This window comes from Curtobacterium sp. RIT-PI-V, assembly GCF_025642935.1.
Classification (GTDB): Bacteria; Actinomycetota; Actinomycetes; order Actinomycetales; family Microbacteriaceae; genus Curtobacterium.
This window is the reverse complement of sequence record NZ_JANZKM010000036.1, coordinates 18,469-29,962: the sequence shown is the minus strand read 5'-3', so window position 1 is coordinate 29,962 and position 11,494 is coordinate 18,469. Positions and strand designations below refer to the sequence as shown.

At 72.6% G+C, this 11,494-nt stretch carries 9 protein-coding genes; 1 reads left to right on the top strand and 8 read right to left on the bottom strand.

Annotated elements, in window-relative coordinates:
• On the top strand, window positions 1–973 hold a 973-nt coding region (locus OGL88_RS16465), incomplete at its 5' end, for a transporter substrate-binding domain-containing protein (protein WP_263092178.1).
• 372 nt (window positions 974–1,345) lie between these two features.
• On the opposite strand, the gene OGL88_RS16460 is transcribed toward OGL88_RS16465, so the two are convergent.
• The 8 genes from OGL88_RS16460 to OGL88_RS16425 are packed head-to-tail and all read right to left on the bottom strand — an operon-like array spanning window position 1,346 to window position 11,487.
• Entirely contained in the window at window positions 1,346–2,533 is a 1,188-nt protein-coding gene (locus OGL88_RS16460; RefSeq protein WP_263092177.1) for an LLM class flavin-dependent oxidoreductase, read from the bottom strand.
• Window positions 2,530–4,158, bottom strand: coding sequence for an ABC transporter substrate-binding protein (locus OGL88_RS16455; RefSeq protein ID WP_263092176.1), 1,629 nt, complete (start codon window positions 4,156–4,158; stop codon window positions 2,530–2,532). Before OGL88_RS16455 ends, OGL88_RS16460 begins: the two co-directional genes overlap by 4 nt.
• A complete protein-coding gene (locus tag OGL88_RS16450) occupies window positions 4,155–5,792 on the bottom strand; it encodes a dipeptide ABC transporter ATP-binding protein (RefSeq protein WP_263092175.1) in 1,638 nt (545 codons plus the stop codon). Before OGL88_RS16450 ends, OGL88_RS16455 begins: the two co-directional genes overlap by 4 nt.
• Window positions 5,789–6,694, bottom strand: coding sequence for an ABC transporter permease (locus OGL88_RS16445; RefSeq protein ID WP_263092174.1), 906 nt, complete (start codon window positions 6,692–6,694; stop codon window positions 5,789–5,791). The genes OGL88_RS16450 and OGL88_RS16445 overlap by 4 nt, the downstream gene beginning before the upstream one ends.
• Window positions 6,691–7,743 (bottom strand): ABC transporter permease, encoded by a 1,053-nt coding sequence (locus OGL88_RS16440; protein ID WP_263092173.1) that lies wholly within the window; start codon window positions 7,741–7,743, stop codon window positions 6,691–6,693. Before OGL88_RS16440 ends, OGL88_RS16445 begins: the two co-directional genes overlap by 4 nt.
• The gene (locus OGL88_RS16435) at window positions 7,740–8,804 is read right to left on the bottom strand and encodes an LLM class flavin-dependent oxidoreductase (RefSeq protein ID WP_263092172.1); all 1,065 of its coding nucleotides are present in this window, start codon (window positions 8,802–8,804) and stop codon (window positions 7,740–7,742) included. The genes OGL88_RS16440 and OGL88_RS16435 overlap by 4 nt, the downstream gene beginning before the upstream one ends.
• Window positions 8,801–10,237 carry an NtaA/DmoA family FMN-dependent monooxygenase gene (locus OGL88_RS16430; RefSeq protein ID WP_263092171.1) on the bottom strand — a complete coding sequence of 479 codons (1,437 nt, stop codon included), beginning with the start codon at window positions 10,235–10,237 and terminating at the stop codon, window positions 8,801–8,803. Before OGL88_RS16430 ends, OGL88_RS16435 begins: the two co-directional genes overlap by 4 nt.
• Entirely contained in the window at window positions 10,234–11,487 is a 1,254-nt protein-coding gene (locus tag OGL88_RS16425) for an LLM class flavin-dependent oxidoreductase (RefSeq protein ID WP_263092170.1), read from the bottom strand. The genes OGL88_RS16430 and OGL88_RS16425 overlap by 4 nt, the downstream gene beginning before the upstream one ends.
• Between the last annotated feature and the right edge of the window lie 7 nt (window positions 11,488–11,494).

The window sequence follows — 11,494 nt, the reverse complement described above, 5'->3', positions numbered from 1 at the left end:
CGCCACCGGAGTCGTCGTCGCCCTCGCCGGGTGCGCCACGTCGGCGTCCGCCGGCTCCGGCTCCGGCTCCGGTGCGTCAGACGGCACGGTCACGATCGGCGCCGCGTCGAACGGTGCCGCCACCGAGACGAAGGTCACGGTCGACGCGGACGAGAAGCTGCACGACGAACTCCCCGCCTCCGTCAAGAAGTCCGGCAAGCTCGTCGTCGGCATCGGTGCGCTGCCGGCAGGGTTCCCGCCGCTCGCGTTCACCGGCGACGACCAGAAGACGCTGACCGGCTCCGAGCCCGACCTCGGCAGGCTCGTCGCCGCGAAGCTCGGCCTCGAGGCCCAGGTGCAGAACGCCACGTGGGACAACCTGTTCGTCGGGATCGACGGCGGCAAGTACGACGCCGGGTTCTCGAACATCACGGTGACCGAGCAGCGCAAGGAGAAGTACGACTTCGCCTCGTACCGTCAGGACAACCTCGCGCTGCAGGTGCCGGAGGACTCCTCGTTGACGTTCGACGGCGACCCGTCCGTGCTCGCCGGCAAGACCGTCGCGGTGAGCTCCGGTACCAACCAGGAGCTCATCCTGCTCGGCTGGAAGGCCGACCTCGCCAAGCAGGGCAAGACGATCACGATCAAGTACTACCCGGACGGCAACGCCGTGAAGCTGGCGCTCGACTCCGGCAAGATCGACGCCTACTTCGGGCCGAACCCGACGGTCGCGTACCAGAACACGTTGAGCGCGGACGGCGCGAACCCGACGAAGACCGCGGGCACGTTCTCCGGCGCGGGCGGGGACCTGCAGGGGCTCATCGCGGCGACGACGAAGAAGGACAGCGGGCTCGCCGAACCCATCGCGGACGCCATCGACGAGCTGATCGACGACGGCACCTACGCGAAGTGGCTGAAGGCCTACAACCTGTCGAACGAGGCCGTGCAGCACTCCGAGGTCAACCCCGAGGGGCTGCCGCTCGACGCGAGCTGAGCCGGGCTCGTCCGGGGCGGGCTCGGCTCGGAACGACTCCCTCGATGTCGCACGACGTCGAGGGAGTCGTTCTGTGCGCGTGCACCGTCCGACATTCCACGAGGTGATCGACACGTGCATCGTCGGAACATGCACGCGCACTCGATGCATGTGCAAAGGACGACGATCCACCTGACGATCAACGGGTGCATCGTCGGAACATGCACGCGTACCGGCCGCAGGCGCACCGACGCCGAACGACATCGTCGACGTCGTGCGACGACCACGATGTCGCTTCGTGCAGGCGCCACCGGTTGCACGTGCGCACGGACGACGAACCCGATGTCGCGAGACATCGAGCTCGTCGTTCCGGGTCGACACGGACCAGTACGGTCAGCGCACCCCGGCACCCACGCCAGCCCCCGCACGCGCAGCACCAGCACCGGCACCAGCACCAGCAGCACCCCGCGCCGCCCACTCCGCCGCGAGCAGCTCGTACGAACGCACCCGGGCGTCGTGGTCGTGCGTGATCGTCGTCACCAGGAGCTCGTCCGCGCCGGTCGCCCGCTGCAGGACCTCGAGGCGCTCCGCGACGGCCGCAGCGTCGCCGACGAACCGGGTGGCGAGCCGATCGGCGACCGACGCCGCCTCCGCCGCAGCGAGCGGCGTAGCACGTGCCGCGGACGGCGTCGGGTACTCGATCGCCCCGACGCCGGAGCGGATCGAGTGCACCCACTCCGCGTACCCGAGCGACAGCTCCGCGGCCTCGGCCTCCGTGCGCCCGATTACGACGTCCGCCGACACGATGACGTGCGGTGCGTCGAGCACTCCCGGGCGGAACGCGTCGCGGTAGGCCTGCACCGACGCCAGGACCGTGCCGGGCGATGTGTGGTAGTTCGCGCCGTAGGGCAGTCCGAGTGCTCCGGCGACCCGGGCGCTCTCGCCGCCGGTCGACCCGTGGATCCACAGTTCGACCTCGGCTCCGGTGGCCGGCGGCGCCCCGACGACGGCGCCGTCCCGCGACCAGGTGCCGGCGAAGAGCTCCCGGACGAGCTCCAGCTCGCCCTCGAACCGGTCGACGTCACCGGGGACGCGTCCGAGCAGCTCCCCCTGCAGGGCGAACCGGCTTCCCGGTGCGATCCGGAAGTCGAACGGTGCGGGCACGAGCAGTCCGTCGACGACCTCGTCCGAGCGGGGTGCGAGCGACGGCGGCTTCGGGGTACCGGGTGCCGGCGCCCCGGAGCGGCCGAGCCCGAGGTCGATCCGCGGCCCGTACAGCGCAGCGAGGGTGCCGAAGGTCTCGGCGATCTGCAGCCCGCGGACGTTGCCGACGAGCGTCGCCGCACTGCCGACCCGGATCGTCGACGTGGCCGCGGCGACCGCCCCGATCACGATGGTCGGCGCGCTGCCCGCGACACCGGGGTTGAGGTGGTGCTCGGCGAGCCAGTAGCGGGCGTACCCGGCACGTTCCGCGGCGACGGCGAGGTCGACGGTGCGGTGGAGCGCTGTGGCTGCGGACGACCCGGCGGTGACCGGCACCAGGTCGAGCACCGAGAGCGGGACGGAGCGAGCGGCGCTCACGAGGCGTCCTTCCACGCGCCGGTCAGCTGGTCGAGCCGGGTGTCGGCGCCGAACACGATGCCGTGCACGTCCGTCGCCGGCGCGATGATGCTGGTGAGCTCGTGCACCGGGACGAAGTCGACCTGGGACGCGATGCGCCGCTGGATCTCCCCGAAGGTCGCCGACCGGTCGGCCGCCGACGACTGCGACAGCTCCTTCGTGAAGAGCGCGTCGAGCGTCGGGTCCGACGCACCGATCGACTGGGCACCCGAGCTGGAGAACTTCGACCGCAGGACGTCGCCGTCCGCGCGCGAGCTGTTGTCCCACGACAGGTCCCAGTCGCCGCTCGTCAGGTTTGCGAGGTACTGCGGCACGGTGCCGCTCTCGAGGGTGACACCGACGCCGATCTTCTTCAACTCCTGCTGGATGAGTTCGAGCGAGGTCTGGTTCGGCCCGAAGTTCGTGATCCAGATGAGCTTGAGCTGCAGCTTCTGGCCGTCCTTCGCGCGGATGCCGTCGGAGCCCTCCTCCCACCCGGCGTCGTCCAGGGCGGCCGCAGCGGCCTTCGGGTCGTACGCGGCCGAACCGGACGACGTGTCCGCGTACCCGGGCGTCGTCGACCCGAGGACCGAGTCCGCGACCTCGAACAGGTCGTTGAGGGACGTGTCCCGCACGGTCTTCGGGTCGACGGCCTGCGCGATCGCCTTCCGGACGACCAGGTCGGACACGACCGGCCGCTTCTGGTTGAACGTCAGCCCGAACACCTGGCCCGGGTTGGCACGGGTGACGAGGTCGTACTGCGCCTGCAGGGTGTCGACGTCGCTCGGCTGCACGCTGCTGATCGCGTCGAGCTGCCCGGACTGCAGGCTGCCGGTGCGGACGCTCGCCTCGGGCACGACCTGGAACGTGACCTTCGACAGGTGCGCCGCCCCCGACCCGCCTCGGGCCGCGGGGCCCCAGTCGTACCCCTTTCGCTTCGTCAGGACCGTGGACGTGTTCTTCGTGTACGACTGCAGCGTGAACGGTCCGGTGCCGATCACGGCCTTCCCGTCGGCGCGGTCGTCGAACGGGGTCTCGGTGGTCTTCGGGGCGACGATGCCGAGGGCGACCGACGACGCGGCGTTCGGGAACGCGGCGTTCGGCGCCCCGAAGTCGACCTCGACCGTGTCGTCGTCGACGACCTTCGTCCCCGTGTAGCCGGAGAAGTACGCGGCGGCCGTGCTCGATGCCCCGGCCGAGGCGATGTCGTCGAAGGTGTCCTTGACGGCCGTCGCGTCGAACGCGGTGCCGTCCGAGAACGTGACGCCGGAGCGCAGGTCGAACGTGAACGCGGTGGCGTCGGCGTTCGCCTTGTACTTCGTCGCGAGCCACGGCTTGAGCGAGCCGTCGGACGGATCCTGCCAGAGCAGCGAGTCGACGAGCTGCCGGGTGATGGCGAGCGTGTCGTTGCCGGCGCCGGTGCCCGTCGGGTTGAGCGTGATCGGGTCGTTCGCGATGGCGTAGGTGAGCGAGCCGCCGTCGACCGGCTTCGACGACGAGGACGTCGACGCGGTACCGCCCGACGAGCAGCCCGCCATGACCAGGGCCGCCGCGGTGCCGGCCGCGATCGCGGCCACCAGACGGAACGGGGTGCGGTGGGTGGTCATGAGACTCCTTCGGTGGTGGGGACGCGCCGGGATCGTCCCGGGATCGCGTCGAGCAGTGCGCGCGTGTACTCGTGCTGCGGGTCGTGCAGCACCTGCGCCACGTCGCCGTGCTCCACGACGCGGCCGCCCCGCAGGACGGACACCTCGTGGGCGATGCGACGGACGACGGCGAGGTCGTGGGAGATGAACAGGTAGGAGACGCCGAGCGTCGACTGCAGCTCCGCGAGCAGGTCGAGGATCTGCGCCTGGACGGACACGTCGAGGGCGGAGACGGGTTCGTCGAGGACGATGAACGACGGGTCGAGTGCGAGTGCGCGGGCGATCGCCACACGCTGCCGCTGACCGCCGGAGAGCTCCGCCGGGCGACGACCGAGCACGGAGGACGGCAGCGCGACGAGGTCGAGCAGCTCCGCCGCCCGAGCCGTACGGGACTGCCGGGTGCCGATGCCGAAGGCCGCGAGCGGGTCCGCGATCACCGCCCCCACCGACAGCCGTGGGTGCAGCGCCGCGTACGGGTTCTGCTGCACGATCTGCGCCCGTCGCCGGTACGCCCGCAGCGCCGCACCGCGGGCTCCGCCCACGTCGGCACCGTCGAACCGCACGCGGCCGGCGTCCGGGCGTTCGAGTCCGAGCACGAGGCGCGCGGTGGTCGACTTGCCCGACCCGGACTCCCCCACCAGCGCCAGGGTTCGGCCCCGCGGGACCGTCACGTCCACCCCGTTGACGGCGGTCACGCGGTCGAAGGACTTCCGCAGTCCGGTCGCGACGACGAGTGGGTCGCCGCTGTCCGTCGGGAGGCCCGTGGCACGTCCCACGGACGCGCTCACGTCGTCGAGACTGGGCGCCGCTGCGATCAGTGCGCGCGTGTACGCCTCACGGGGTGCGCCGAGCACCTCGGCCGGGGTGCCCTGCTCGACGATCCGTCCCTCGGACATCACGACGATGCGGTCGGCCCGGTCGGCGGCGACCCCGAGGTCGTGCGTGATGAACAGCACGCTCGTGCCCCGCTCGGCGACGAGCCGGTCCAGGTGATCGAGGATCGTCCGCTGGACCGTGACGTCGAGTGCGCTCGTCGGTTCGTCCGCGACGAGCAGCTCCGGGTCGCCGATCAGGGCGATCGCGATGAGCACACGCTGCCGCATGCCGCCGGACAGCTCGTGCGGGTACTGCCGCGCACGGAGCTCCGGACGGTCGATGCCGGCACGGCGGAGCTCCTCGACGGCGCGTTCCCGGGCCTCGGCACCGGTGGCGAGCCCGTGGATCCGGAGCACCTCGGCGACCTGGGTGCCGATCCGCGTCACGGGGTTGAGCGACACCGTCGGGTCCTGCGGCACGAAGCCGATCCGCACGCCGCGCACGGACCGTACCTGGCGGTCCGTCGCGGTGACCAGGTCGAGGTCCCCGGAACCGTCGGCCGCCCCGGAGAGCCGCACAGTGCCTCCCGTCAGGTCCGCCGCTGCGGGCAGGAGCCGGAGGACCGCGTGCGCCGTCGTCGACTTGCCCGAACCGGACTCGCCGACGATGGCGACGCGCTCGCCGCGGCCGACGTCGAGCGAGACGCCGTGGAGCGCGGTGCGCGCACTGCGGCCGCGACCGTAGGTGACGGTCAGGTCTCGGATGCTGAGCAGGCTCATCGGACGGCCCTTCGTTCGGTGTCGAGCGCGCGGGCGACGCGGTTGCCGGCGAGCACCGTGACGGCGATCACCAGGCCGGGGATGGTCGTGAGCCACCACGAGGACGCGATGAAGTCGCGGCCGGTGGCGACGAGCGAACCCCACTCGGGCTGCGGCGGCTGCGCGCCGTAGCCGAGGAAGCTCAGGCTCGAGACGGCGAGGATCGCGGTGCCGAACTCGAGGGCGGCGAGCACCAGGACGGGACCGGCCGCGTTGGGCAGCACGTGCACGAGCAGCACGCGCCACCAGCGGTTGCCGTTCGCGCTCGCGGCCTCGACGTACGGCGCGGTGCGGACCCGGACGACCTCGGAGCGCATGATGCGGGCGATCGTGGCGATGCTCGCGACGCCGACCGCCACCGCGACGTTCACGGTGCCGAAGCCGAGCACGGTGACGATCGTCAACGAGAGCAGCAGGCTCGGGATCGCGAGCAGGACGTCGGCGACGCGCATGAGGACGGCGTCGACGACCCCGCCGACGAAACCGGCGACGAGCCCGACGAGCGAGCCGCCGACCAGGCCGATGACGATCGCGAGGACCGCGGCCTGCAGCGTGAGCGCGGTGCCGTGCACGACACGGGCGTACAGGTCGCGGCCGAGCTGGTCGGTGCCGAACCAGTGCGCGGCGTCGGGAGCGGTGAGCCGCGCGGCCGGATCGGCGGCGAGCGGGTCGTGGTGGGTGAGCGCTCCGGGCAGGAGCGCGGCGAGCACGACGAGGGCGAGCCAGACGAGGGCGACGGTGAGCGTCGGACGGGCGACGAGCGCACGGAGCGCTGTCGTGGTGCCGCCGGGGACGCGGTCGGGGACGCCTCCGGTGGCGAGCGACGCGGGGCGCCCGATGGCGAGCTGCGTGGTCTCGGTCATGCGGGGACCGCCTTCGGTTCGGTGGCGCTGGACGGAGTGGTGCCGGGCGTCGCGCCCGGTGTCGCGCCCGGTGTCGCGCCCGGTGTCGCGCCGTCGTGGTCGCGGAGCTTCCGACGGCTGCCGGCGACCACGACGCGCGGGTCGAGCAGCGGGTACACGAGGTCGACGACCAGGTTCACGACGACGAAGACCGCGGCCGCGAGCAGCACGATGCCCTGCACGACGGGGATGTCCTGCTGCTGCACGGCGGTGGCGGTGACCCGACCGAGGCCCGGACGGGAGAACACCGTCTCGGTGACGACGGTGCCGGAGAACAGCTGCCCGACGATGAGTCCCGTCACGGTGAGTGCGGGCAGCGCGGCGTTCTTGAGCGCGTGCCGGAGCTGCACCCGCCACCGCCCGGCACCCTTGGCGTACGCGGTGTCCACGTACGGCTCGCGGAGGGTCTGGACGAGGGACTTCGACAGCAGCTGGGCGATCGTGGCACCGGTCGGCAGCGCCAGGGTGATCGCCGGCAGGACGATCGATGCCGGGCCCTCGCCGCCGAACGCCGGGAAGACGTGCAGCCCGAACGAGAACCACTGCACCAGCAGCAGCGCGAACCAGAACCCGGGGACGGCGACGCCGACCGGGGGCAGCTGGAGCAGGAACTGGCCGAGGGCCCGGTTCCGGGTCCAGGTCGCCAGGACCGCGACGCCGCCGCCGAAGACGATCGCGAGCACGAGGCCGGCGACCGCGATCTGGGCGGTCGGCGCGATCGCTTCACCGATGACGTCGGCGACCGGTCGACCGACCCCGATCGAGCGGCCGAGGTCGCCGGTGAGCAGGGCGCCGAGGTGCTGGACGTACTGCACGAGCACGGGCTGGTCGAGACCGTACTGGTGTCGGAGCGCGTCGAGCTGCGCCGCCGTGACGTCGGTGGCGTCCGGGCCGACCATGATCCGTGCGGGGTCGCTCGGCAGCACGTAGAGGACGAAGAACGAGATGGTCCACGCCGCCCAGAGCACGAGCACGGCCTGGCCGATGCGGGAGAGCACGTAGCGGGTCATGCGGCGACCACCCCCTGCGGCGTCGGCGCCGGGGTCGGAGTCGGCACCGACCGAGCCGTCCGCGCCGTCCATCCGAGCGCCGGTGCAACCTCCGCCACGACGTCCGAGACGATCTGCTCGTACTCGTCACCGGCGAACTCGTAGGGCAGCTCGATCCGGAACTCGTCGACCTCGGCCAGGGTGGCGTCGTGCACGAGCTGCTCGACGATCTGCTCGGCGGGCCCCACCAGGTCGGCGGAGAACAGGGTCCGCCGCGGTCCCTGGGGCGCGGTCTGCCGTGCGAGACGGGACTCGTACCAGGTGCGGTACCGCTCGCGCGAGACCCGGTCGGCCGAGTCGGTCGGTACGACGCAGCGGCCCCAGGCGACGCGGGGCGTGCGGCCGGTCGGCAGGGCGGCGCGGTACGCCGCGAGCTGGTTCCGCTGGGCCGTGCCGTAGTCGTCGGTGCCCTCGCCCGAGGTGAGGTTGCCGAGCAGCAGGTTGAGTCCGGAACTGCCGGCGAAGGAGGCCGACCGGAGCGACCCGCCGCCGTACCAGACCCGGTCGACCAGACCCGGTGCGTACGGCTGCAGCCGGGGGCGCTGGACGTTCCCGGGGCTCTGGATGACGGTGTCGTCCGCGCCGAGGAACGCGCCGCGCAGGTTCTCCACGAACCGGGACACCCGCCCGTACCCGCGGTCGAACGTGCGCCAGTCGCCGTCGAAGACCAGGTCGCCCAGGATCTCGGCGTGCGGCGATCCGGCGGACAGGCCGACCTGCAGCCGGCCGTGCGACAGGACGTCGGCGAGCGAGAAGTCCTCGGCCAGGCGGAAGGGACTCTCCCACCCGATCGGGACGACGGCGACGCCGAGCTCGATGGCGGTGGTCCGCTGTGACGCCGCCGCCAGGAAGACCGCGGCCGAGCCGATGCCGTGCTCGAGGTGCCGGTGCCGGACCCAGGCGCCGTCGACGCCGAGCCGCTCGGCCGTGGCGAAGAGGTCGAGGGTGGCCTCGAGGCCGTCGACGGGGGCGTCGTCCTCGAAGTTGCCGGGGACGAGGATCGCGAGGCTGGAGACCGTCACGCGAGCACCCCGGTGGACGCTGCCGCACGCGCCGGACCCGCCGCTGCGGCCGTGCGTGCGGCGGCCGAACGGTCGCGGATCGTGCCGGGCAGGTCGAGCGTCTGCCGGAGGGTCGCCCCCTCGTCGTAGGACTGCCGGTAGACGCCGCGCTCCTGCAGCAGCGGGACGACCGTGTCGACGAACTCGTCGAGGCCGTACGGGTTGGTGTGCGGCACGACGACGAACCCGTCGGTCGCGCGCTCCTGCACGTACCGGTCGATCTCGGCGGCGATGTGCGACGCCGTCCCGACGAACCCGCCGCGGGTCGAGGCGCGGATGACGAGGTCGCGGATCGACAGTTGCTCGGCCTCGGCCAGGTCCCGCCAGGACTGCACCAGGGCGGGGACGTCGCGGGTGTGCCGTGCGCGCCCGCGGGTGATCGCGGCGCCTTCGTAGTCGGGTTCGATCGTCGGCAGCGGGCCGTCGACGTCGTACGACGACAGGTCGCGGTTCCAGACCTGCTCGAGGAACGCGATCGCCGTGGCCGGGCTGACCTGGGCGCGACGGATGGCGTTCGACCGTTCTTCGGCGTCCTCCGCCGACGACCCGATCACGAACGTCGCGCCGGGCAGGATCTGCAGCTCGTCCTTCGACCGGCCGACCCGTTCGAGTCGTTCGGTGACGTCGCGGTAGAAGGCCTGCGCGTCGTCGAACTCGGTGTGCAGCGAGAAGATGACCTCGGCGTTCGCGGCGGCGAGGTCACGCCCCTCGTCGGAGTCGCCGGCCTGCACGATCACCGGGTGCCGCTGCGGGCTGCGCGGCACCGGGAACGTGCCGGTGACGTCGAACTGCGGGCCGTGGTGGTCGACGTCGCGGATGCGCGACCGCTCCGCGAACACGCCGTCCGCCAGCGCGCCGCCCGCGGCGGTGCCGGCGACGACGGCATCGGCCTGCCACGAGTCCCAGAGCTCGCGGGACAGCGCGATGAACTCGGCGGCCCGCGTGTACCGGTCGGCGTGGGCGAGGAACCCGCCGCGGCGGAAGTTCGCGCCGTGGAACGCGTCCGAGCTCGTCACGACGTTCCAACCGGCACGACCGTCGGTCAGGTGGTCGAGCGTGGCGAGCTGCTTCGCGAGCTCGACCGGCTCGTTGAACGTCGTCTGCAGGGTGCCGACCAGCCCGATGTGGTCGGTGACCCCGGCCAGGGCGGCCAGGACCGCGAGCGTGTTCGGACGCCCGACGACGTCGAGGTCGTGGATGCGCCCCTTCTGCTCGCGGAGCCGCAGGCCCTCGGCGAGGAACAGGAAGTCGAAGAACCCGCGCTCGGCGTTGCGGGCGAAGTGCTCGAACGACGAGAACGCGATCTGGCTCTCGGCGCGGTCGTCGCTCCAGATGGTGGTGTTGTTCACACCGGGGAAGTGTGCGGCGAGGTGGACCTGACGCTTGGTGCTCATGCTGAGACCCCCAGGGAAGACGGACGGGCGTACCGGCTGACCGCCGGGGCGATGCCGAGCCGCGTGCGCAGGTCGGCGTTGGGACGGGACGCCACGTCGGCGCGGAGCCCGGCGGTGACGAGGGCGGGGACGAGCTGCCGGGCGATCGCGGTGCTGTCGATCGGGACGCGCAGGGGGCGGAGCCGGACGCCGGCGTAGCCGAGGCTCCGCAGGTCCCCGATCAGCGACACGAGTTCGGGCACCGTCGTCGCGAGCACGGACGTGTCCGACCCGGAGCCGACGGCGTACGGGGTGCCGGCAGCGGCGTCGAGCGCGGCGAGCTCGTCGGCCGCGGCAGCGGTCGAGGACCCGATCAGGACCGCGAGGTCGGCGAGGACCGGACGACGGACGTCCGACCCGGCCACCTGCTCGTGGTGACGGACCTCGTCCAAGAGGACCCGCGCCTCTCCCCACCAGCTCGGCCCGCCCGCCGCTTCGCGACGGTCGGGTACCGGCTGGCGTGGGCCCAGGCCGTCGTACCCGGGCGTGACGAGCACGACGTCCGCAGCGTCCACGGCGAACGCCGCAGCGTCGGCGCGGTGGGCCAGGGCGAAGACCGGCGGTCGCCCCTGCGGCGACCGCGGCACGATCGACGCGCCGTGCACGGACAGGTGACGGCCCGCGTACTCGGCGTTGTGGATCCGGTCGCGGTCGACGAACCGGCCGGTCGTGACGTCGCGGATGATCGCGTCGTCGTCCCAGCTGTCCCAGAGGCGGGAGACGACCTCCGCCGCCTCGCGGGCCTCGTCGAACAACGTGGCCGCGTCGTCGCCGCCGGGTCGACGGCCGAAGAGGGCCGCCTCGCGGGTCGTCGGGCTCACCTGGATCCGCCACCCGGCTCGCCCCAGCGAGACGTGGTCCAGGGTCTGGAGGCCCGTGGCGACGTGGAACGGTTCGGTGTGCGTCACCGAGACGGTCGGCACCAGACCGATGGCTCGGGTCGCGGGGGCGACGGCGTTCGCGACGAGGAGGGCGTCGAGGCGTCCGACGACGGTCGTGGTGTCGAGGTCGTCGTCGGCAGCCGTCGGGCCGGCGGTGAACGAGTCCTCGATGGTGACGGCGTCGATGCCGAGCCGGTCCTGCTCGACGACGACCTCCCGCCAGTGCCGGAGGCTCGACAGGCGCTGCGCGGCCGGACCGGCGACGCGCCAGGCGGCGGGGTGCCAGCCAGCGCCCTGCAGCGCAGTGACGAGGGTGATGCGGTCGGGCATGGCAGTC

Bases quoted from the DNA above. Each gene is read 5' to 3' on its own strand.
- OGL88_RS16445 (WP_263092174.1), bottom strand. From the start codon at position 6,694: ATGACCGAGACCACGCAGCTCGCCATCGGGCGCCCCGCGTCGCTCGCC.
- OGL88_RS16430 (WP_263092171.1), bottom strand. From the start codon at position 10,237: ATGAGCACCAAGCGTCAGGTCCACCTCGCCGCACACTTCCCCGGTGTG.
- OGL88_RS16440 (WP_263092173.1), bottom strand. From the start codon at position 7,743: ATGACCCGCTACGTGCTCTCCCGCATCGGCCAGGCCGTGCTCGTGCTC.
- OGL88_RS16450 (WP_263092175.1), bottom strand. From the start codon at position 5,792: ATGAGCCTGCTCAGCATCCGAGACCTGACCGTCACCTACGGTCGCGGC.
- OGL88_RS16455 (WP_263092176.1), bottom strand. From the start codon at position 4,158: ATGACCACCCACCGCACCCCGTTCCGTCTGGTGGCCGCGATCGCGGCC.
- OGL88_RS16425 (WP_263092170.1), bottom strand. From the start codon at position 11,487: ATGCCCGACCGCATCACCCTCGTCACTGCGCTGCAGGGCGCTGGCTGG.